We start from the raw sequence: 21,589 nt of genomic DNA, 5'->3' as shown, positions 1-21,589 counted from the left end.
CAGCGCCAGTTGGCTATAATACCTGCCACTTGTTTACCATCCATTTTAAAGGACACAGACATGAGCTTACTCAACGTCCCTGCGGGTAAAGAACTGCCAGAAGACATCTACGTAGTTATCGAAATCCCGGCTAACGCAGATCCTATCAAATACGAAGTGGACAAAGAGAGCGGTGCGCTGTTTGTAGACCGTTTCATGTCTACCGCCATGTTCTATCCATGCAACTACGGTTACATCAACCACACCCTGTCTCTGGACGGTGACCCGGTTGACGTACTGGTTCCAACGCCATACCCACTGCAGCCAGGCGCAGTCATTCGCTGCCGTCCTGTTGGCGTGCTGAAAATGACCGACGAATCTGGTGAAGATGCGAAACTGGTTGCTGTTCCGCACACCAAACTGAGCAAAGAGTACGATCACATCAAAGATGTGAACGACCTGCCAGAACTGCTGAAAGCGCAGATCACTCACTTCTTCGAGCACTACAAAGACCTCGAAAAAGGCAAGTGGGTTAAAGTTGACGGCTGGGAAAACGCAGAAGCAGCGAAAGCGGAAATCATCTCCTCTTTCGAACGCGCTGCGAAGAAGTAATTCTTACCGCTGAATAATAAGGCCCCGCGAGTCGGGGCTTTTTTGTGCCTTGCGTCTGACGCGACACTGGCACGCTAAATACGGCATAGCGGCTACCATTTCAAGGAACCAGCAGAATATATGAGCTTGTGACCCCAGGTTTTGTCCCCGGCAGAGCCGACCTGTTTGAAGAGCTTGCAGGGTATTATGAGAGTGATGACCTGATATTTACCGATAGAGGTCTTTGATATTATCTAACGCTATTAATAGCCTGCTTTTGCCCTACTCGCTGCGTTAAAACAATTACCGACGAATATGCCCGTTTCGTGTCTGCTTCAGGGCTTTATGAAGACAGGTGTGTCTACCCTTTTTGTTGCAATGCACAGCGGGTAGAGTAAACGGCATACCCTGAGCTCAGGTGCTACTAATATCACCCATAGCTATTTTTTAATCGAGTTGCTGGCCAGCACACTCCTGACCATCGCGATTGTGGGCGTTTTACATGCTAAGTTTCTTTCTTCAAAGCATAAAGATGGGCTACATAAAGGCGTTTGACTGTTACGGCAAAGACAGCAAATGGCAGTATCTCTGCATCATGACATTCCAGCTCGCCTGGTTTTTGTTTTATTTATGGATCCCCTACCGTAGCGATTATGCCATTTTGCTGTTTTTACTGTTTTTTATTCCCGTCATTTCAAGCAATACGCGGTGCATCAACTACTACGGCTTTTCACGCGCCCTGTGTCTGATATGGCTGGTTGCTCCGTACATCATGCTTTTTGTTCCGCTGTTTTTGACCCGACGCCGAAGCACAGAAGAGAGCTAAGCCCATAAAAAACAACGCCACCTGACGGTGGCGTTGTTTTTTTCAGTACTGGTCTCTGTCTAACCAGTTACCGCTTACAATCCGCTTTAACCCCTCGACCGGACGCTGGTAGACGTACATCCACGCACTTCCATACGGCGTCTGGATCAACTGGCGAGCGTATTCACCGCCCCTGGTGCGCAAGGCATCAAGTTCGGCAAGTGTAGCATTATCAATACGATAAACTTCACCCTGTACTGTTCCTTCCCCAGGAACCGCGCCTGGATAGTGGCCCAGGCTATACAACTGGTAGTTCTCAATATTGTAATTCCCCAGCAGCAGGGCATTGGTCATCCAGTGACTGTTGCCTTGCTTGGTTCGTAAACTGCCGTAGACAAATATTCGCATTGCTAAAACTCAAACTGATAGAGCAGATCAAGTGCCTGGTCTACGCCGGACACTGCTTCCAGATATAGCTTAGGCATAAGGCGATAGCGTAACGTGAGTGTTGCCAGTGAGTCAAAGATCCCCACGCCATATTTTACCTGCAGACCCGGCAGTACATAGCCACTGACCACCACTTGCGAGGAGTCACCCACGCCCTGGGTGTCCAGTGCCAGATTGCTTACGCCGAACGTCTCGCCGATTTTACCCACAACCTGCCCACTTTGTGCAACCCCCAGACCCACTAACATCGAGGTCATCGCTGCACTGTCGCTCTGGCCGCTCTCCAGTCCTTGCCCACGCAGCAGGTAAGACAGGGCTTCCTGTTGGGACATTGCCGGGTCGGAGAAGATCTCCGCCTTCGGTTCATCAGCAGAGCCGGTAACGCGAACACCTGCAATAACGTCGTTTTCGGTGGCTTCCGGGTTACGAATCGCTTCGATATTGAGCAGTGGCTGATCCGGCGGGCCGGAGAACAGCAGTTCACCTTTACGCACAATCAGATCCTGACCATAGGCATGGAAGCGCCCTTCAGGAATATTGATCTGGCCGTTCAGACCCAGACCCTGCTTGTCCTGCGCGACTTTCAGATCCCCCGTCAGTCTCGCCTTCAGCCCAAACGCATCCAGACGCACGTTATTGCCGACGTGAACGGTGAGGTTACTGTTGATCGGAATACCGGCGCTCTTCTGCTCAACGGGTTTGAGATTTTCATTGAGCATGACTTCGTCACTGGAGACGCCCACCGCGCTCTCAGGCACCTCGTGCACCACGATGCGTGCCCACGGTACGTCCACGTTGCCGTCCAGCGTGAAGAGGCTTGGGGTGGCTTCAAAGACAATATCCGGGGATACGTCCAGACGTACCATCGGCGGTACGGTGATCCGCACCTTGCTGCCTTTGGCCGCAACACGGGCCCGCCAGTTATCAAGCTGGCTCCAGTCGGCGTCGCCGCTGAGGTTGATTTGCCCCTGCTGGGTACGCACCACCCCGGCGAGGGTCGAGCTCATGCCGTTGAAGTTCATCGCAATCTGGCTTGGCTGCATATCAAACGGCATAAAGTTGCCGTCGATATCCACGCCGTTAAGCTGCATCTGGCCAAACAGCTGCGGGCTTTGCGCATTGCCCGCCAGGCGCAGGTTCGCGCTGAGCATCCCCTCCGCTTTTTCTCCGCGTGAGAAAATCGGGTTGGCCATCGCCAGGTTGAAGTTGCGGATATTAACGTTACCGGCGAGATTACGGCGTCCTTGCGGATCGGTAATCTGCACCTGCCCGTCAAACTGACCATTATTGGTCAGACGGATAAGCCACCCCAGCTCCGCGCGGTTGTTATGCAGATCGGCACTCAGGTTGAGGGTATCAAACGCCACCGGCAGCGGTGCGTCGTTCACTTCCTGTATCACCTTCACGTTACGACCAGAGAGCGTCACGCTACCCTGCGGCAGCCCCTCTTTGGTCGTGTCCCATGCGACATCGGCTTTCCCGCTAAAGACGCCGCTGGCCTGAGTCGTCTCCGGCATAAACGGTTTTAGCATCGCCAGGTCGAAGCGATTAAGGTTGATCTGCGCACGCCCTTCAGCCCCCGCATCAATGGTCTGCGGTACGCACAGTTCCGCATTCGGGTTGGTCCAGCAGTGCGGCCCGATACTGATCTTTTGTTCGGCGTTGCGGTAGTCCAGCGCGATAGAGCGGGACAGCGCCAGCGGCCCTACCGGGGTGTTGAAGCGGGTATTGTCCAGCGTCCCTTTCCAGCGCGCCTGTTTGCGATCAAAGCTTCCGGTCAGATGAAGCTGACCGGATACCGGCTCGCCCTGCACCTTAAGCTGGAGATCGTGCTGTTTTTCGTTACCTTTGGCATCCAGAGTGACCAGATTAATGTTCACGTCGGGCTGAGAAATGCGCTCCACGCGCAGGTTCAGATTACCGCCAATCTGATCGGTGGATTTCACATCCCCTTCGACGCGAACCCGCGCAACGGTCAGCGCCTGCCAGCGCAGGTTGCTGGCGGTGATATCGGCCAGCAGCTGCGGAGCCTCTACCGTGCCGCGCACCTTCACTAACCCTTTCGCCGTGCCGCCCAGCCCTGGCAGGGCGTTATCCAGATTTGGCGCATCAATGGTGGCATCCAGATTAAGATCTTTCACCCCCAGCTCGCCTTTGATATCCGCCGTGTTACGGCCCAGCGCCACGTGCAGACCCGGGATCACCCACTGCAGATAGCTGTTGCCCTTCAGCGAGCCTTCAACGTTAACCTTATTCTGCTTCACGTTACCGGTAAGCTTGATTTCCGGCACGTCCATCTGCCACGTACCGCCATACAGGCTGCCGCGGGTTTTGATCAGGCCGTCCAGTTTTGATGGCCAGTCCGGCACCTCTTTGGCCGTGTTGATCCCCGTCAGCTTCAGCTCGCCGCGCCAGCTGATCGCCTGCTGCCAGTCAAGCAGCGCGGTGAGTTCAGTTTTGCCTTCCAGCGCCGCGACGGTCAGTTTGTCGAGATTCACCTGCTGCTCGTTGCCTTTAGCATCCAGCGTAATCGTCGCAGGCGGAACACCTTGCCCCTTCACCGCCGTGCGGAACGACAGGGTGTAATCCGTCATTTTGCCGCTCAGCTTGAGCTTCAGGTCATCGGCCTGGAACTGTTTTTCGCCGGTGAACGGCCAGTAGAGCTGCTTACTGACAACCTCAAGGTTGAGCGGCAGCCCCGCTTCCGCCAGCTGCGTTTGCGCGCGCAGATCCATATCCACCGGGCCGGAGAGGTTAACGCCGACATCCAGTTTATCGCGCAGCGCCCCGCCCACTTTGACCTTCACTTTTTCGCCTTTCAGCGGGTCGATGTTGAGCGAACTGTTCAGGGTGATATCCACCGGCCAGTTGTCGCGCAGCAGGGCATTCCCTGACGCGTTAACCGAGCCCTGGTTGGTGTCGATATCCAGCGCGTCGAGCTTCATGTTGCCGTCGATGCTGCTGACTTTAAGCAGCATGTTGAAGACCGTCAGATCGGTATCGCCAGTGAGACGCAGCTGCTCGCCTTTGAACTCTTCAATATTCAGGTTCAGCGGCAGATGAACGTCCGTCATCTCCGGCAGCACAGGTTTAGAGAAGAGATCTTTCAGCGTTTCGCCCAGCGGTTTCTCTTCCGGCTGCGGGTTCTGGATCTTCGGTTCGACAATTTCTTCCTGCGCCACGTCCGCCACTTTCGGCAGCGCAATCAGCAGCCCCTGAAGGGAGGTTGGCGTCAGGGTGAGGTTTTTCTCCTGCCAGCGCAGGCCGGAGGTGAAATCCATGACGGAGACGGTGGTGTCGTCGATTTTGACATTGACGTTATCCAGCGCCACCCGATAGAGGGCAATCGGATACGGTGTGGAGAGATTCAGCGGGCCGCTATCCTCTTCCTCAACGGGTGCCGATTTCGGCATTTTCTTCGAATCTATCGCCACGTTCACGTCTTTCAGCGACAGATCGTTAACGCACAGCTTGCTGTCCCGCAGGCAGCCAAGCTTCACCGCGAGGTGAAATTCCCCCGCGTTTACCGCCACGCCAGGCTGCTCGTAGCGGATGTTTTTCAGACGCAGATCGCGCCAGCCGCCTGTCACCTGGCCAATTTCCAGCCCGGGAACCCAGCGGTTAGCCGCGTTAAACAGCAGATGCAGGCCAGACGTCGTTCCGACCAGAAACGCCACCGTACCGAGCAGCAGTACGATAAAAATCAGCACCCCGAGGCTTATCTTCTTCCATAAACTCATAATTCAGGCCCCAGACCGATGTAAAACTGTAAACCGTGTTCTTCTTTATCACCCACCGGCACGGCGAAATCGAGCTTGATTGGCCCGACGGGAGACTGCCAGCGTACGCCCACGCCCGCGCCGGTTTTAAAGTCGCTGCGGCGGATATCGCTTACCGCTTCGCCGCCGTCGACAAACATCGCGCCCCACCATTTTCCGCTGACGTTGTACTGGTACTCCAGCGAGCCAGTAGCCAGCTTGGAGGCACCAATCAGCTTGCCGTCATCATCTTTCGGCGCGATGGATTTGTATTTGTAACCGCGAATACTGCGGTCGCCACCGGCGAAGAAGCGCAGATCCGGCGGAACTTTGTCGAAGTCGCCGGTTTCAATCCAGCCGAGGTTGCCGCGCATCACGAAGCGGTGTTTGTCATACAGCGTGCGGATCCAGACGTTTTGCGCCTGAATCACCGAGAAATCCACATCGGAACCCCACATGGTGTTGGAGTAATCGATGGAGTAACGCTGGGAATCGCCCCAGGTTGGCATCAGGCCGCCACGCGAGCGGGTACGGCTGATCATCACCCCCGGGTAGAGCAGCATGGTGGTGTTGGTGACGTTGGCCTGGGTAAAGTGGTCCAGACTCCAGCGCAGGTTAATGGCGCGCTGCCAGCCGCTGGAGAGGTCCCAGTATCGCGATACCGCAAGCGTGGTGGAATCTGCCTCGGTATCGTTCAGGTCGGTACGCTTAAAACCGCCCTGAACAAGGTAATACTGTTCAAGCGGGTTTTTCAGCAGCGGCATTTTGTAGCTGAAATCGAGCTGCTGTTCCGGCGCTGAGATACTGGCGCTGGTGGTCAGGCTGTGACCGTATGAGTTCATCCACGGCTTTTTCCACGTGGCTTTCACGCGCGGACCGACGTCGGTCGAATAACCAACACCGGTCTCAATGGTGTTCTCGGTGCGCGGCGAAACAACGCCATGCAGCGGCAACACCTTGGTTTTGCGCGATTTATCAAACTCCGGCGCGACAACCACCGAGTTAAACCACCCGGTGGCGGAGAGGCGGCGGTTCAGCTCCGCCAGATCACGCGACTGGTAGTAATCGCCCTTTTTGAAAGGCACGAGGTTTTGCAGATACTCTTCACGAATTTGTGAGCCTTCGAAGGTCACATCGCCGAAACGATAACGTTCGCCGCTGTCATAATCGATATCCCAGAAGGCCTGGTGCCTGTCGAGCGCAATGCCCAGCTGGCTTTTGTCGAACTGGCTGTCAAAGTAACCCTTACGCAGGGAGACGCTCGTCAGCTCTTTTTTGAAATGGTCGTAGTCACCGTGGTTCAGCACGGTACCGTTTTTCGGCCGCGTGCTGAGCAGATCCAGGTAATCCCGGTCCGTACGCGCGCCGCCGCGCAGAATGACGTTAGTGCCGCCGATCAAGACCGGCTCACCCGGTGAAACGCGGGCAATAAGCACCTGTCGCCCCTTCTTTGGCGGCGGACGGAGATCGAAATCAATGGTGGGTTCGTAATAACCCAGCGCTTTCAGCCCTTCGCGGATCGCATCATCCACGCGCGCGCGAAAACGCCGGTCCGGCGTCACTTCGTCGCTCTCGATGGTCGACAGCTGCGCACGCACGTTTTTTTCCAGCGCCCCGGATAACCCCTCAACCTGCAAACGGACATTCGCCGCGCTGGCAACCCCGCTTGTCAGCAATAAACTGACCAAACATAACTGGCGGATTTTTGTCACGTTTTCTCCTGAATATCCCTTTTTCCACCCTGGAAGCAAATGAAGTGCCGCTCCGCGGCAAAATACGGCCTGTTAGCCAAAAACCCACATCACGGGTTGAAAACGGGTGTAACACCCAAATATTTCTTATGATTAAATCTAGACTCATTCAGCGCATTTATTGTGTTCAATTAAACGCTTCGTGACAACCTTAACCGAAACATCGCAGCCCGGGAGGCCCCCATCGTGAGTTTATTCGACAAAAAGCATCTTGTTTCACAAGCTGATGCATTACCGGGACGCAACACCCCTATGCCTGTGGCGACCTTACACGCCGTGAATGGCCATTCAATGACAAACGTTCCTGATGGAATGGAAATCGCCCTGTTCGCCATGGGCTGCTTCTGGGGCGTAGAACGTCTCTTCTGGCAACTCCCCGGCGTTTACAGCACCGCGGCGGGCTACACGGGGGGGTATACGCCAAACCCAACCTACCGCGAAGTGTGCTCTGGCGAGACCGGTCATGCCGAAGCCGTACGCGTGGTGTATGACCCTGCCGTCATTAGCTATGAGCAACTTCTGCAGGTGTTCTGGGAAAACCACGACCCGGCCCAGGGCATGCGTCAGGGTAACGACCACGGCACCCAGTACCGCTCGGCTATCTACCCTCTCACTCCTGAGCAGGAGACGGCCGCCCGCGCAAGCCTTGAGCGCTTCCAGAAAGCGATGCACGATGCCGGTGACAATCGCGAGGTCACCACGGAAATCGCCTCTGCCAAACCGTTCTACTATGCGGAAGACGACCACCAGCAGTACCTGCATAAAAACCCGTACGGCTACTGCGGTATCGGGGGTATTGGCATCTGCCTGCCGCCACAGCTGGCCTGATTACTGGTCTAGCGCCACGCGAGCCGCGTGGCGCGTGGCATTACTGACCGACCCATAATTCATGACTTTTCCCTGCAACAGCAGGTTAAAAACCGGTGCCTGCGGCCTGTTAAGGCGGGTCTGCAACAGGTGCACGGCCTCAATCCCCAGTTCGCGACAGGGCACCGTGACCCCCGTGACCGGTTTTTCCAGCCGGTGCGCTAAATTCCAGGCAAAATCGGTGGTAATCAGAGAGATGTCTTCCGGAACGCGCAGCCCGTGGCGGGTTAATGCCCTCACCACACCTTCGGTCATGCTGGTGCTGTTCGGGAAAATCACCTCTGGCCACTGCGCTCTGTCATGACTCAGCAGCCACTCACCCAGCGCCCGCTCGGCTTCGTCTGCGGTAAACCACTCCGTCACGAGTAAATCACGCTGCGGCTCAAAGGCAACGTGAAAATGGCGATACGCCTCTTTAATGCCATCCAGACGAGCATAAAGCGTATCTCGCCGAAGGCAGGTCAGCGTCAGGACCCGCCGGTGCCCCTGTTCAAAGAGATACTGCATGGCGGTGAAGCCAATCGCCCGGTGATCGGGTGATACCGAATCCAGTACCCGCTCCCGGTCCACGGAATTAATTAAGACGCAGGGTTTATTGAGCGTGCTGGCCAGTTTAAATATGGTGGCATCATCAGTACCAATAATAATTATCGCGTTGATGTTCTTCTGGCTGGCCTTTTCCATAAATAATTTTACATCGGCGTGCTGTTCTTCTAATCCGCAACAGCTGACCCACACATTGTGTGGCGAGCAGGCCTCAGCAATCCCTTTGGTCACCTCAAGATAAAAAATATCGCCGCGCCCCTGAAAGGTTCTTTCCGGAGCAAAAACGGCAATACCGTTAATCAACAGCCGTCCACTGGCCATGGACTCCAGCACGCCCAGCTCTCGGGCGGTGCGAACGATCGCATCCCGGGCTTTATCGCTGGTATATGACTTGCCGCTTAATACCCTCGACACCGTGCTAACGGAATATCCCGTGAGGGCCGCGATCTCCTCCATTTTTAACCTGCCCGGCATAGTGTGACCTCGCTCTCAATCAGTTTTTGCAAATATTTGCAGAAACAGCCTTTTGATTTTAAAACCAAATTTCAGAAAGCCTGGAGATTACTTATTCACCTTGCGAGTATTCTCACAAAAACACATTGTCGCTACGCCTCGCCTTTCCTATTTTCCGGTCATCACTTCTTTTCAACTGAAATTAAGGTGTGACATGGAGAAGGTACGTTTTGGCATTATTGGTATAGGTAATATCGGTACGGTCCACGCACGTTATTTACTCGCGGGTACGGTCAATGACGCCTGCCTGACGGCAGTTTGTGACAATGCACCGGAAAAACACCCGGCCATTCGCCAGCTGGTGGGGGCCATTCCCCTGTTCAGTGATGCCCAGGAGATGATCCAGAGCGGGCTTATCGACGCGGTGATTGTCGCCACGCCCCATTACGAACATCCGCGCCTGTCGATGCTGGCAATGCGTAACGGCATTCATACCCTGTGTGAAAAACCGGCAGGCGTTTATACGGCGCAGGTGCAGGAGATGAACGCCTGCGCGCGCGAGTGCGACGTGGTGTTTGGCATCATGTACAACCAGCGACCAAACCCGCTCTACCGGAAGGTTAAGGATCTTATCGACAGCGGCGAGCTGGGCGAGATCCGCCGTTCTAACTGGATAATCACCAACTGGTACCGCTCGCAGAGCTACTACAACTCCGGCGGCTGGCGCGCGACCTGGAAAGGAGAAGGCGGCGGCGTCTTGCTCAACCAGGATCCGCATCAGCTCGATCTCTGGCAGTGGCTGGTGGGCATGCCGGTCCGCCTGCGCGCGTTTTGCCAGTTCGGCAAACATCGTGACATTGAAGTGGAAGACGAGGTCACCGCCTATGCCGAGTATGCCGGTGGGGCTACCGGTGTATTTATCACTACCGTGGCAGAAACGCCGGGGACAAATCGCCTGGAGATCGTCGGGGATCGCGGCAAAGTGGTCGTCGAAGAGGGGCGGCTTCGCTACTGGCGGCTACGTGAGTCCGAAACCGCGTTTAACGCCCGCTGGCAAAACGGTTTTGGGGAGCCTGAATGCTGGGAGGTCGACATTCCTGTCGCCGCCGAATGCAGCGAACATCATGTCATTACCGCAAACTTCTGCGCCGCCGTCCTGCGCGGTGAACCGCTGATTGCGCCGGGCCTGGACGGGATCCACGGCCTGACGCTCTCCAATGCCATGCATCTTTCCACCTGGACTGACGACTGGGTCGAACTGCCGATCAACGAGAAACACTACTTGCGCCTGCTCCAGCAACGCATCAGCACCTCTGTTGCTAAAGAGGCCATAAACGTGACGCTTGATGCCTCAGGCACCTGGTAACTCCGGAGACGACACGATGCTAAATATCGCCATTGTAGGTACAGGCAATATCTCACATAACCATATTCAGGGTTATTTGCAGTTTGGTCAGCGCTGCCGGATTGTCGCGCTGGTGGATATCTACCCGGAAAAAGCGCACGAGAAAAAAACGCGCTACGGCCTGACGCAGGCCCGCGTGTATGAGAGCCATCAGCAGATGCTGGCATCCGAACCAGACGTCGATATCGTCGATGTCTGCACCCCGCCGTATGTCCACGCACAGATCAGCATTGATGCACTGGAGGCCGGGTGTCATGTGCTGTGTGAAAAGCCGATGGCCGCCTCGCTTGAGGAGTGCGACGCGATGATTGCCGCTCAGCAGGCCAGCGGCAAAACGCTCTCCATCATTGCGCAAAATCGCTTTACCGATGCCTTCTGGCGCTTAAAAGCAGCGCTGGATTCCGGCCTCGCGGGCAAAATCTGCCATGCGCAGGTGGATTCGTTCTGGTGGCGCGGCCACTGCTATTACGATCTGTGGTGGCGTGGCACCTGGGAAAAAGAGGGGGGCGGCTGCACGCTCAATCACGCGGTTCACCATATCGACGCTATTCAGTGGATGCTCGGGTTTCCATCCGAGGTGGTGGCGATGATGACCAACGTGGCGCATGACAATGCCGAAGTGGAAGACCTCAGCGCCGCAATATTCAAATATCCCAATGGCGCACTCACGCAGCTTACCGCCTCGGTAGTGCATCACGGCGAAGATCAGACGATCGTCATCCAGGGCGATCGCGCGCGCATCTCTGCCCCCTGGCAAGCCTGTGCCAGCGTGAGTGCCGATAACGGTTTTCCTCAGGAAACTCACGACCTGCAGCGGGAAGCACAGCTCAACGCTGTTTTTGCGCAGACACCGGCACTCGCGTGGACGCTGCATACCGGGCAGATTAACGACCTGTTGCTGAGTATTGAACGCGGCACGGCTCCGCTGGTGGATGGATTACAGGGAAAACGCTCGCTGGAGTTGATTACCGCAATTTATAAATCTGCCATCACCCGCACCGTGGTCTCGCTCCCCATTCCACGTGACGATCCGTTTTACCGTACCGGCGGGATTAACACCCTCGCCCCCCGTTTTCATGAGAAATCCGCAAGCGTAGCCAACTTCAGCGAAGTGGGCGCTATCCCCCTGGGTAAAGATCTGGATCGAGGAATCTGAAGATGAATAAACATGACGGAATGAACTACGCGCCAGTCGGCAAACCTCAGCCCGTTGTCCGGGAAGGTGAATTTGTCTTTGCCGCTGCCGCGCTCGACCACGGGCATATTTATGGAATGTGTAACGGGCTGATTGAAGCCGGCGCCACGCTGAAATGGGTTTACGATCCCGATCCGTCCAGAGTGGATAAATTTATCCAGCAGTATCCGCAGGCCAGAGTGGCAGATTCGCTGGAGGCGATCCTCGCCGATAACGAGGTCCGTCTGGTGGCAGGCGCCGCCATCCCCTCTGAACGCTGTGCGCTGGGGCTGAAATCGATGGCGGCGGGGAAGGATTACTTTACCGACAAAGCGCCGCTCACCACCCTTGAACAGCTGGCAGATGCCAAAGCGATGGTTGAAAAAACCGGTAAGAAATATGCGGTTTACTACAGCGAACGTCTGCATGTTGAGAGTGCTGTCTTTGCCGGTCAACTGGTAAAGCAAGGTGCCATCGGCGACGTGGTACAAACGCTGGGGACAGGCCCACACCGTGAAGGCGAAGGAAGGCCGGACTGGTTTTACGATCGGCGATACTTCGGCGGCATCCTGTGTGACATCGGCAGCCATCAGATTGAGCAGTTCCTTTTTTACACCGGCAACCGCGATGCCACCGTGATAGCAAGCCAGGTCCGGAACGTTAAACACCCGCAGTACCCCGCCTTTGAAGATTTTGGCGATGCAATGCTCAAAGGCGAAAACGGTGCCAGCGGCTACTTCCGCTGCGACTGGTTTACCCCGGACGGGCTATCCACATGGGGTGACGGGCGACTGACGCTGCTCGGCACCGAGGGCTACATCGAAATCCGCAAATACGTCGATTTAACCCGCGGCGAGCAGGATGTGGTTTATCTCGTCAATAAAGAGGGGGAGTTCCGTTATCCGGTAGCAGGCCAGGTCGGATTCCCGTTCTTTGGCGAACTGATCCTCGACTGTCTCCATCGGACTGAAAATGCCATGACGCAGGCGCACGCCTTCAAGGCTGCGGAGCTCTGCGTGAAGGCTCAAATGCTCGCTAACGCGGCGGGTTAAGGGGAGCCGGAGATGACTATCCTGAATACCGCTATCATCGGCGGCGGGGCGATTCATGGCTGCCATGTCAATGCCCTGCGCCAGATACCCAACGTCGCGCTGCGTGCGCTGGTCGACATCGACAGCGTTAAAGGACTGGCGCTGGCGAAAGACTATCAATGCCGTTTTTATCAGGATTACCGGGAAATGCTGCTGGATGATGCCATCGACGTAGTACACATCTGTACGCCCCACTTCGAGCATAAAGAGATGATTCTGGCGGCACTCGCCGCCGGGAAGCATGTTTTTTGCGAAAAACCGGTGGGCATGAACACCAGTGAACTCATTGATATCACCCGTGCCGCCGATCGGGCTCAGAGCCTGCTCGGCGTGTGCTATCAGAACCGGCTCAACCCCACCAGCCAGCGTATTCGGCAGGAGTTAGGCCATGGACAGCTGGGGAAAATGCTCAGTATCAGGGCAGTACTCACATGGTCACGCGCGGGCGCTTACTACACGCAAAGCCCCTGGCGCGGTCGGCTGGCAACAGAAGGCGGGAGTCTGCTGATCAACCAGGCAATCCATACGCTCGACCTGATGCAGTGGTTCGGTGAAGGCGTGACGCGAGTGAAAGGCGTGGTGGATAGCGGTGAGCTGGCAGAGGTGACCGAAGGCGAAGACAGCGCAATGGCCACGCTACACTTCGCCAACGGCGCCCGCGGCCTGTTTTATGCCAGCAATTGCCACACCACGGACGCCCCTCTCCTGCTGGAGATCCACTGTGAACACGGCTCGCTGCTGCTGAATGACAACACTCTCTGGCGCGTCACGCCGGGTGAGCGGTTAAAACTGGCAAGCGATGATTCCCCCGACGGCACGGTAAAAAGCTACTGGGGGCTGGGTCATCAGCAGGCGATCCGCCGGTTTTATACTGCCGTTCATCATCCGGAAAACAGAGACTATATCGATATCCGTACCGCCGGAAAATCACTCACCCTTGTGGAGGCTATTTATCGGTCATCTCAAACAAGACAATGGATAAATATCAACAACCAGAACGTAATTTGAATTCCAGACGTTAATAAAAATACGCCCCGTAAAACGGGTTAATCATTACCCTACACTGGATATTATTATGGTCAAACCAACTGAACGTAGAGTTGGTTATGGCGTGGCGCTTGGCTACGGCATAACCGATCTGTTTGGCGGAGGCGCTTTCGCCATTATCGGCACCTGGCTGTTATTTTTTTACACGACCTATTGCGGGCTGTCTGTTATTGAAGCGGGCTCTATATTTGCTATCGCCCGCGTCATTGATGCGCTGTTAAGCCCGATCATGGGTTATATCACTGATAATTTTGCGGGTACCTGGCTCGGCCGTAAATTTGGCCGTCGCCGTTTCTTTTTATTACTGAGTTCCCCGTTAATGTTTTTGTATGCCCTGCTGTGGCTGACGGATATGGGATACTGGTATTACCTGGGAACCTATCTCTCTATTGAACTGCTGTCGGCGATGGTGCTGGTGCCGTGGGAGACGCTGGCCGCAGAAATGACGAACCGCTACGAAGAGCGCAGCCGACTTTCAGGGGTGCGCATGATCTGCTCCCAGCTTGGGGGGTTCCTTGCCGTTTCCGTCCCCGGTGTCATTATGCAGTTCACCGGGAAAGACAATCCGTTTACCTATACGCTCACCGGCCTGATATTTTCCTGCGTTTTTTGCCTTGCGGTGTTTATTACGTGGTACACCACCTGGGAAGCGAAAGATGTGCATCAGGAGTCCGATTTTAAGATAGATAACCAGCGCAGCAGCGGGGTAGCCAATCATCTGAAATATCTGGTACTGGACCTCTTTTCGTCCTTTCGCATCCGCGCATTCCGCCTGCATATCATTATTTATATCTTCTCGTTTACTGCGATGGACGTCTTCGGCTCGGTCTTTACCTATTATGTCGTTTATTGTCTGAGCCAGGATGCGGCGGCCGTGTCGGGCTGGCTGAGCATTGCCGCCTTTGCCTCGGTACCAGGCACGTACGGATTTATGCTGCTTTTGAACCGGCTGAATATCACGCCGTCCGCCGCGCTACGCCTCTCCTATGGCTGTATCTTCGCCGTGCTGGTATTCCTGTTTACGGTCTACCTCACCAAAACGCAGGTGCCAACGCTGCTGTTCTCGGGGGTCTTTATCCTGCTCGGTGCCGCCCGCTCTGGTCTTTATTACATCCCGTGGAATATCTACAGTTTCATCCCTGATATCGATGAGATTGTAACGCAGCAGCGCCGCGAAGGGATTTTTGCCGGCGTGATGGTATTGACCCGCAAAAGCACCGTGGCAATTGCCATTATGATCATCGGCCTGGTGCTGCAGGAGTCAGGGTTTGTGAAGGGCAGCGGCGCACAGCCTGAAAGCGCGCTGGGGGCCATTATCGGCCTGCTGATTTTCGCGACGGCGGCCCTTCTGGCCGTGAGCTTCTTCACGACCTACAAATTTAAACTGACCCGCGAGACGCACAAGCTGCTGTTGAAGGAGATTGCGCGCCGCAAGCTGGGCGGAGATTATCGCGACTGCGACGCCAACACCCGCGTGGTGATCAAACAGCTCACCGGCTATGAGTATGATCAGGTGTGGGGAGGGGATGCCACGCGCCGGGCGGCAGGAAACGCCAGTTTATCCGCAGTAAAATAGCCGTACGTACCGGGCAGCGCTTCGCTGCCCGGCCGGTTTTATGCCAAAATGTGACCTCTGGCAGATTTACACGCCTTTACGCTATACTACCCGCTGAAATAATCAGCTCAACGCTACGAGCTGACGTTCTATGTGTCTTCACACAAATGTAATTAACTTCCCTTCCGAGGATCTGGCTGAAGCCGGATAAACTATGTTAAACAGTATTTTAGTGATACTTTGTCTCATTGCCGTCAGTGCATTTTTCTCGATATCCGAGATCTCGCTGGCCGCCTCCCGTAAAATCAAACTGAAACTGCTTGCTGACGAAGGCAACGTTAACGCATCACGCATACTCAAAATGCAGGAAAACCCGGGAATGTTTTTCACCGTGGTGCAGATTGGCCTGAACGCGGTCGCCATCCTGGGCGGTATCGTGGGGGATGCAGCATTTTCACCGGTGTTTCATGGCCTCTTCGCACGCTACTTTTCACCTGAACTCTCCGAGCAACTGAGTTTTATTCTCTCCTTCTCGCTGGTGACTGGCCTGTTCATCCTCTTCGCTGATCTGACCCCGAAACGCATCGGTATGATTGCGCCAGAAGCTGTGGCTTTGCGCATCATCAACCCGATGCGCTTCTGCCTGTTCCTGTTCCGTCCGCTGGTGTGGTTCTTCAACGGCCTGGCCAACAGCATTTTCCGCCTGTTTAAAATTCCGATGGTGCGAAAAGACGATATCACCTCTGATGATATCTATGCGGTCTTCGAAGCGGGTGCCCTGGCGGGCGTGCTGCGCAAGCAGGAGCACGAGTTGATTGAGAACGTGTTTGAGCTGGAATCCCGCACCGTACCGTCATCCATGACCGGACGTGAAAACGTGATTTGGTTCGACCTGCACGAAGATGAGCAGAGCCTGAAGCAAAAGGTGGCCGAGCACCCGCACTCCAAGTTCCTGGTCTGTAATGAAGATATCGACCACATCATCGGTTATGTGGACTCGAAAGACCTGCTGAACCGCGTGCTGGCCAACCAGAGCCTGGCGCTCAACAGCGGCGTTCAGATCCGCAATACCCTGATTGTTCCGGATACCCTCACCCTCTCTGAAGCGCTGGAAAGTTTCAAAACGGCCGGTGAAGATTTTGCCGTTATCATGAACGAATACGCGCTGGTGGTGGGCATCATCACCCTCAACGATGTGATGACCACGCTGATGGGCGACCTGGTTGGCCAGGGTCTGGAAGAGCAGATTGTGCAGCGTGACGAGAACTCATGGCTTATCGACGGCGGTACGCCGATTGACGATGTCATGCGCGTGCTGGATATCGACGAGTTCCCGCAGTCAGGTAATTACGAGACCATTGGCGGCTTTATGATGTTTATGCTGCGAAAAATCCCGAAACGTACCGACTCGGTGAAGTTCTCTGGCTACAAGTTTGAAGTGGTGGATATTGATAACTACCGCATCGACCAGCTGCTGGTGACGCGTATCGATAATAAACCGACCGTGCTGGTGCCGCGGATGCCTGACGCAGAAGAGAAAGTGTCGGCGTAAGGCCCATAAACATCAACGGCTCCCATCGGGAGCCGTTTTTTTATCAACTGCGTTTTTAACTACTGCATAGCACGTTGGTTAAGCCATCTCAGTTTGCAGACGCATAACCTGACGGTTGACTTCAGACATCACAGACAGGTGCTGCTTGTCCTTCACTTTTGGGATAAGGATCTTGCCCTTATCAAACTCAAAAGCGCCAACATCCTTGATATACAACCGTCCACGGAACAGGATCTTCACGTACTTCGCCACCTGAAGCGGGTTGTAGCGTTGGAAAATTTTCATTCTTGTATCTCCTGCGAATCATACGCTCTTGCGGTGCCACAATCGGCCCGACTGTCCTGAGCGCAAATTTTGTTGCCCAAAGACTATAGACCAGAACTACGGTGTTACCCAGTATGCATAAGTTTATTTACCGTTTGATTACAATTATTCAGAATAATCTTTGCAAAGCTTCACTCAGGGCAGTATAAGCCGTCGTTTTTTCATGGATATGTGCGTTCACCCGCAAACTGGCATCGGGATTGCGGGAAAACCACATTGATCGCACTTATGATTAAAAGCGTATGACCAAGTGGTCGGATCACCTGCAAACAATAAGGAAACACCATGACCCTACGTACTATCCTTGCAGCAGCCTGTCTGCTTCTGCCTCTGTGGGCTAGCGCTCACGCGATTGAAAAAGGACAACGAGTACCACCAGTCGGCATTGCTGACCGGGGAGAATTGATTCTCGACAATGATAAGTTTAGCTACAAAGCGTGGAATAGCGCGCAGCTCGCAGGCAAAGTGAGAGTTGTACAACATATTGCCGGTCGTACATCCGCAAAAGAGAAAAATGCCAACCTGGTGGAAGCGATCAAGGCCGCAAAATTCCCACACGACCGCTACCAGACCACCACGATTGTTAATACTGACGATGCCATTCCTGGCTCCGGCATGTTTGTGCGTTCAAGCCTTGAGAGCAATAAAAAACTCTATCCGTGGTCGCAGTTTATTGTCGACAGCAACGGCGTGACGCGTAAGGCGTGGCAGCTGGAGGAAGAGAGCTCCGCAATCATCGTGCTGGATAAAGACGGCCGCGTGCAGTGGGTGAAAGACGGGGCATTAACCCAGGAAGAGGTGCAGCAGGTTGTCGCCCTGCTGCACAAACTGCTGGCTCAATAAATAGAGACGCGGAAGCCGGGGTTAAGGAAGGATTCGCGCGGGGTGTAGTCCAGCGGCTTACCCTGCCAGTCATGAACATGTGCCCCGGCGGCCGTGGCGACCGCATGCCCTGCCGCGGTATCCCAGACGTTCGTTGGCCCAAAGCGAGGGTAGAGCTGGGCATGACCTTCCGCCACCAGACAGAATTTCAGTGATGAACCAATCGAGGTCGTCTGGTGTTCACCCAGCTGTTGCAGATATTCCTGCAGTTCGCTGTCGCTGTGCGACCGGCTGATCACCACCAGCGGTGGACGCGCATCGCGCACCTGAATCTGCTTACGCACGCCGCACTCTTCCTTCCACGCCTTACCGTCTGCAGCGCTGTACATGACCTTCATCACCGGCGCGTATACCACCCCAAGCACCGCTTTGCCTTTTTCAATCAGCGCGATGTTGACGGTGAACTCACCGTTACGCTTGATAAACTCTTTGGTGCCGTCGAGGGGGTCCACCAGCCAGTAACGCTGCCAGTGCTGACGCTCGTCCCAGCTCTGCGGCGCTTCTTCTGACAGGACCGGGATATCCGGCGTTAAGGCCTGCAGCCCTTGCAGGATCACCTTGTGAGCCGCGATATCTGCCGCGGTGACCGGAGAGTCATCTGCCTTGCTGACGACCTCCATCGGTTTTGCACCGTCATACACCTGCATGATGGCATCTCCCGCATCCCGTGCGAGCTGACAAATCTTATCTAACATTCTCCACCTCTTTGTTAACGCAGTGGGGTTAACTCTTTGTTTTAGTTATATCGTAATGGGAACAATTCCGCTATCTGTGAAGCAATTCTGGTTTCATGGCGCTTTTTTCTGTCAGGATTCACATTTCTGTAAGCAACACGCTATAGATACATACTCTTTTGTGGCCTGGATCGAAAAAAGGACTCTTCTGATGATTAAGTTTAGCGCAACGCTCCTGGCGACGCTGATTGCAGTGAGCGTACAGGCGGCGACGGTAGACCTGCGAATTCTGGAAACTACCGACCTGCACAGCAACATGATGGACTTCGATTACTACAAAGATACCCCGACGGAAAAATTCGGACTGGTACGCACGGCAAGTTTGATCGCTGCCGCCCGCAATGAAGTTAAAAACAGCGTGCTGGTCGACAACGGCGATCTCATTCAGGGTAGCCCGCTCGGGGACTACATGGCCGCGAAGGGGCTGAAGAAAGGCGAGATCCACCCGGTGTATAAAGCGATGAACACCCTGGACTATACCGTCGGCAACCTGGGCAACCACGAATTTAACTACGGCCTGAAGTACCTGCACGATGCGCTGGCTGGCGCGAAATTCCCGTACGTTAACGCCAATATCATCGACGTTAAGACGCAGAAGCCGCTCTTTACCCCCTATCTGATTAAAGAGACCGAGGTTGTCGATCAGGACGGTAAAAAACAGACGCTTAAAATCGGCTATATCGGCTTTGTACCGCCGCAAATCATGACCTGGGATAAAGCCAACCTCGACGGTAAAGTGACCGTTAACGATATTACCGAAACTGCGCGCAAATACGTGCCGGAAATGCGCGAAAAAGGCGCAGATCTGGTGGTGGTGGTTGCGCACTCGGGACTCTCCGCCGATCCGTATCAGGCCATGGCGGAAAACTCCGTTTATTATCTGAGTGAAGTCCCGGGCGTCGATGCGATCCTGTTCGGCCACGCCCACGCGGTCTTCCCGGGTAAGGACTTTGCCAACATTAAGGGTGCAGACATCGAGAAAGGGACGCTCAATGGCGTGCCGTCGGTGATGCCGGGCATGTGGGGCGACCACCTTGGTGTGGTGGATCTGGTCCTCAATAACGACGGCGGCGACTGGAAGGTCACTCAGTCAAAAGCAGAGGCGCGCCCGATTTACGACGCTGCGGCTAAAAAATCACTGGCCGCCGAAGATAAAAAACTGGTCGACGTGCTGAAGCATGACCACGACGCCACCCGCGACTTCGTCAGCAAGCCGATCGGTAAATCGGCGGATAACATGTACAGCTACCTGGCGCTGGTGCAGGATGACCCGACTGTCCAGGTGGTTAACATGGCGCAAAAAGCCTATGTCGAACACGTTATTCAGGGCGACCCGGACCTGGCAAAACTGCCGGTGCTGTCGGCCGCGGCACCGTTCAAAGTGGGCGGGCGTAAGAATGACCCGGCAAGCTACGTTGAAGTCGAAAAGGGCCAACTGACCTTCCGTAACGCCGCCGATCTCTATCTCTATCCGAACACCCTGGTGGTGGTCAAAGCGACGGGCAAAGAGGTGAAAGCGTGGCTGGAGTGCTCCGCCGGGCAGTTTAACCAGATTGATCCGCACAGCAGCAAGCCGCAGTCGCTGATTAACTGGGACGGGTTCCGGACCTATAACTTTGACGTGATTGACGGCGTGGAGTATCAGATTGATGTTACCCAGCCTGCAAAATATGACGGCGAATGCCAGGTCATTAACCCGCAGGCCGAGCGCATCAAAAACCTGACCTTTAAGGGCAAAGCCATCGACCCGAATGCCACCTTCCTGGTGGTAACCAATAACTACCGCGCCTACGGCGGCAAGTTTGCCGGCACGGGAGATAGCCATATTGCCTTTGCCTCACCGGACGAGAACCGCTCGGTGCTGGCGGCGTGGATCAGCGCGGAGTCCAAAAAAGCGGGGGGCATTCATCCGGCAGTGGACAACAACTGGCGCCTGGCCCCCATTCACAGCGACACGCCGCTGGACATCCGTTTTGAAACTTCACCGTCCGATAAAGCGGCGGCGTTTATTAACGATAACGCCCACTATCCGATGAAGAAAGTTGCAACGGATGATATTGGCTTCGCCATTTATCAGGTGGATTTAAGCAAGTAACGCGGTGTGTGCCGGGTAGCGGCTTCGCCTTACCCGGCCTGCCTTTACGCCGCGCGTTCTTCCCGGTTCGCCATCACCTGCGGCGTATGCACTTCTATCCAGTCCGCCAGCGCGGCCACTTTCTCACTCACCTCTGTCCCTAACGGCGTCAGGCTATACTCAACGTGCGGTGGTACAACCGGATACGAGACGCGATTAACAAACCCGTCCTGTTCCAGCGCCTGTAGCGACTGGGCCAGCATCTTTTCGCTGACGCCTCCCATTTTTCGGCGCAGGTCGCTGAAACGGTGGGTTCCCTGCCGCAGGGCCACCAGAATCAGCACGCCCCAGCGGCTGGTGACATGTTTGAGAACCTCTCTGGAAGGACACTGTTCCGCGAAGAGGTTGCCATCGCGCATTTGTTCGCTGAGTGTCGGTATCGTTGTTTTCATACTTACCTTTATGTGCGTACTTACTAAAAGTTAGCTATGGTGCTAGTGTGCCACAACACCAGACAAACACGAAGAGGATGTGAAGAAACAATAAAGTTGTAC

General features: G+C 55.0%; 18 protein-coding genes. 11 read left to right on the top strand and 7 right to left on the bottom strand.

Features of this window, described 5'->3' with window-relative positions:
• Positions 1–60: 60 nt before the first annotated feature.
• A complete protein-coding gene (ppa, locus tag JTA15_RS19875; RefSeq protein ID WP_020882913.1) occupies positions 61–591 on the top strand; it encodes an inorganic diphosphatase in 531 nt (176 codons plus the stop codon).
• Positions 592–1,102: 511 nt separating this feature from the next.
• Positions 1,103–1,396 (top strand): hypothetical protein, encoded by a 294-nt coding sequence (locus JTA15_RS19870; RefSeq protein WP_032669643.1) that lies wholly within the window; start codon positions 1,103–1,105, stop codon positions 1,394–1,396.
• A 42-nt stretch (positions 1,397–1,438) separates the two neighbouring features.
• On the opposite strand, the gene JTA15_RS19865 is transcribed toward JTA15_RS19870, so the two are convergent.
• Genes JTA15_RS19865 through tamA form a run of 3 tightly spaced genes read right to left on the bottom strand, consistent with a single transcriptional unit; the run spans position 1,439 to position 7,292 of the window.
• The gene (locus JTA15_RS19865) at positions 1,439–1,783 is read right to left on the bottom strand and encodes a gamma-glutamylcyclotransferase (RefSeq protein WP_014168360.1); all 345 of its coding nucleotides are present in this window, start codon (positions 1,781–1,783) and stop codon (positions 1,439–1,441) included.
• A 2-nt stretch (positions 1,784–1,785) separates the two neighbouring features.
• Positions 1,786–5,562: an autotransporter assembly complex protein TamB gene (tamB, locus tag JTA15_RS19860; protein WP_014168359.1), complete on the bottom strand. Its 3,777-nt coding sequence runs from the start codon at positions 5,560–5,562 to the stop codon at positions 1,786–1,788.
• Entirely contained in the window at positions 5,559–7,292 is a 1,734-nt protein-coding gene (tamA, locus tag JTA15_RS19855; protein WP_020882918.1) for an autotransporter assembly complex protein TamA, read from the bottom strand. The genes tamB and tamA overlap by 4 nt, the downstream gene beginning before the upstream one ends.
• A 225-nt stretch (positions 7,293–7,517) precedes the next feature.
• Here tamA and msrA point away from each other — a divergent pair, with 225 nt between their 5' ends.
• Positions 7,518–8,159: a peptide-methionine (S)-S-oxide reductase MsrA gene (msrA, locus tag JTA15_RS19850; RefSeq protein ID WP_182268145.1), complete on the top strand. Its 642-nt coding sequence runs from the start codon at positions 7,518–7,520 to the stop codon at positions 8,157–8,159.
• Here the strand turns inward: msrA and JTA15_RS19845 are convergent, their stop codons facing one another.
• On the bottom strand, positions 8,160–9,218 hold the full coding sequence (locus JTA15_RS19845; protein WP_219372627.1) for a LacI family DNA-binding transcriptional regulator: 1,059 nt from the start codon (positions 9,216–9,218) through the stop codon (positions 8,160–8,162).
• A 193-nt stretch (positions 9,219–9,411) separates the two neighbouring features.
• Between JTA15_RS19845 and JTA15_RS19840 the strand changes: the two genes are divergently transcribed.
• The 6 genes from JTA15_RS19840 to JTA15_RS19815 all read left to right on the top strand — a co-directional run bounded on the left by JTA15_RS19840 (position 9,412) and on the right by JTA15_RS19815 (position 17,021).
• Positions 9,412–10,563 carry a Gfo/Idh/MocA family protein gene (locus tag JTA15_RS19840; RefSeq protein ID WP_219372626.1) on the top strand — a complete coding sequence of 384 codons (1,152 nt, stop codon included), beginning with the start codon at positions 9,412–9,414 and terminating at the stop codon, positions 10,561–10,563.
• A gap of 16 nt (positions 10,564–10,579) precedes the next feature.
• Complete coding sequence (locus tag JTA15_RS19835) at positions 10,580–11,758, top strand: Gfo/Idh/MocA family protein (RefSeq protein WP_063925730.1); 1,179 nt, start codon at positions 10,580–10,582, stop codon at positions 11,756–11,758.
• A 2-nt stretch (positions 11,759–11,760) separates the two neighbouring features.
• Positions 11,761–12,828, top strand: coding sequence for a Gfo/Idh/MocA family protein (locus JTA15_RS19830; RefSeq protein WP_032679504.1), 1,068 nt, complete (start codon positions 11,761–11,763; stop codon positions 12,826–12,828).
• Between the two features lie 12 nt (positions 12,829–12,840).
• A complete protein-coding gene (locus JTA15_RS19825; protein ID WP_219372625.1) occupies positions 12,841–13,875 on the top strand; it encodes a Gfo/Idh/MocA family protein in 1,035 nt (344 codons plus the stop codon).
• A 67-nt stretch (positions 13,876–13,942) separates the two neighbouring features.
• Positions 13,943–15,490, top strand: coding sequence for an MFS transporter (locus JTA15_RS19820; RefSeq protein WP_014168350.1), 1,548 nt, complete (start codon positions 13,943–13,945; stop codon positions 15,488–15,490).
• A gap of 193 nt (positions 15,491–15,683) precedes the next feature.
• Positions 15,684–17,021, top strand: coding sequence for a hemolysin family protein (locus JTA15_RS19815; protein ID WP_014168349.1), 1,338 nt, complete (start codon positions 15,684–15,686; stop codon positions 17,019–17,021).
• Between the two features lie 78 nt (positions 17,022–17,099).
• On the opposite strand, the gene JTA15_RS19810 is transcribed toward JTA15_RS19815, so the two are convergent.
• Positions 17,100–17,306: a DUF1107 domain-containing protein gene (locus JTA15_RS19810; protein WP_003856054.1), complete on the bottom strand. Its 207-nt coding sequence runs from the start codon at positions 17,304–17,306 to the stop codon at positions 17,100–17,102.
• Between the two features lie 324 nt (positions 17,307–17,630).
• Here JTA15_RS19810 and JTA15_RS19805 point away from each other — a divergent pair, with 324 nt between their 5' ends.
• Positions 17,631–18,188 carry a YtfJ family protein gene (locus JTA15_RS19805; RefSeq protein ID WP_014168347.1) on the top strand — a complete coding sequence of 186 codons (558 nt, stop codon included), beginning with the start codon at positions 17,631–17,633 and terminating at the stop codon, positions 18,186–18,188.
• On the opposite strand, the gene cysQ is transcribed toward JTA15_RS19805, so the two are convergent.
• Positions 18,182–18,922 (bottom strand): 3'(2'),5'-bisphosphate nucleotidase CysQ, encoded by a 741-nt coding sequence (gene cysQ, locus JTA15_RS19800; RefSeq protein WP_014168346.1) that lies wholly within the window; start codon positions 18,920–18,922, stop codon positions 18,182–18,184. The two genes, JTA15_RS19805 and cysQ, sit on opposite strands and share 7 nt — an antisense overlap.
• A 190-nt stretch (positions 18,923–19,112) precedes the next feature.
• Here cysQ and JTA15_RS19795 point away from each other — a divergent pair, with 190 nt between their 5' ends.
• A complete protein-coding gene (locus JTA15_RS19795) occupies positions 19,113–21,056 on the top strand; it encodes a bifunctional 2',3'-cyclic-nucleotide 2'-phosphodiesterase/3'-nucleotidase (RefSeq protein ID WP_219372624.1) in 1,944 nt (647 codons plus the stop codon).
• 44 nt (positions 21,057–21,100) lie between these two features.
• Here the strand turns inward: JTA15_RS19795 and JTA15_RS19790 are convergent, their stop codons facing one another.
• A complete protein-coding gene (locus tag JTA15_RS19790; protein ID WP_014168344.1) occupies positions 21,101–21,487 on the bottom strand; it encodes a helix-turn-helix domain-containing protein in 387 nt (128 codons plus the stop codon).
• Between the last annotated feature and the right edge of the window lie 102 nt (positions 21,488–21,589).

The sequence above is a fragment of the Enterobacter sp. BIDMC 29 genome (assembly GCF_019378755.1).
Taxonomy (GTDB): domain Bacteria; phylum Pseudomonadota; class Gammaproteobacteria; order Enterobacterales; family Enterobacteriaceae; genus Enterobacter; species Enterobacter ludwigii.
Note: the sequence above shows the minus strand (reverse complement) of the source record. Positions and strands in the feature narration are given on the sequence as shown.

Coding starts and splice junctions, on each gene's coding strand:
- JTA15_RS19815 (WP_014168349.1), top strand. CDS start 15,684: ATGTTAAACAGTATTTTAGTGATACTTTGTCTCATTGCCGTCAGTGCA.
- ppa (WP_020882913.1), top strand. CDS start 61: ATGAGCTTACTCAACGTCCCTGCGGGTAAAGAACTGCCAGAAGACATC.
- cysQ (WP_014168346.1), bottom strand. CDS start 18,922: ATGTTAGATAAGATTTGTCAGCTCGCACGGGATGCGGGAGATGCCATC.
- JTA15_RS19845 (WP_219372627.1), bottom strand. CDS start 9,218: ATGCCGGGCAGGTTAAAAATGGAGGAGATCGCGGCCCTCACGGGATAT.
- JTA15_RS19805 (WP_014168347.1), top strand. CDS start 17,631: ATGACCCTACGTACTATCCTTGCAGCAGCCTGTCTGCTTCTGCCTCTG.
- JTA15_RS19810 (WP_003856054.1), bottom strand. CDS start 17,306: ATGAAAATTTTCCAACGCTACAACCCGCTTCAGGTGGCGAAGTACGTG.
- JTA15_RS19835 (WP_063925730.1), top strand. CDS start 10,580: ATGCTAAATATCGCCATTGTAGGTACAGGCAATATCTCACATAACCAT.
- JTA15_RS19865 (WP_014168360.1), bottom strand. CDS start 1,783: ATGCGAATATTTGTCTACGGCAGTTTACGAACCAAGCAAGGCAACAGT.
- JTA15_RS19870 (WP_032669643.1), top strand. CDS start 1,103: ATGGGCTACATAAAGGCGTTTGACTGTTACGGCAAAGACAGCAAATGG.
- JTA15_RS19830 (WP_032679504.1), top strand. CDS start 11,761: ATGAATAAACATGACGGAATGAACTACGCGCCAGTCGGCAAACCTCAG.
- JTA15_RS19825 (WP_219372625.1), top strand. CDS start 12,841: ATGACTATCCTGAATACCGCTATCATCGGCGGCGGGGCGATTCATGGC.
- JTA15_RS19795 (WP_219372624.1), top strand. CDS start 19,113: ATGATTAAGTTTAGCGCAACGCTCCTGGCGACGCTGATTGCAGTGAGC.
- tamB (WP_014168359.1), bottom strand. CDS start 5,562: ATGAGTTTATGGAAGAAGATAAGCCTCGGGGTGCTGATTTTTATCGTA.
- JTA15_RS19840 (WP_219372626.1), top strand. CDS start 9,412: ATGGAGAAGGTACGTTTTGGCATTATTGGTATAGGTAATATCGGTACG.
- JTA15_RS19820 (WP_014168350.1), top strand. CDS start 13,943: ATGGTCAAACCAACTGAACGTAGAGTTGGTTATGGCGTGGCGCTTGGC.
- JTA15_RS19790 (WP_014168344.1), bottom strand. CDS start 21,487: ATGAAAACAACGATACCGACACTCAGCGAACAAATGCGCGATGGCAAC.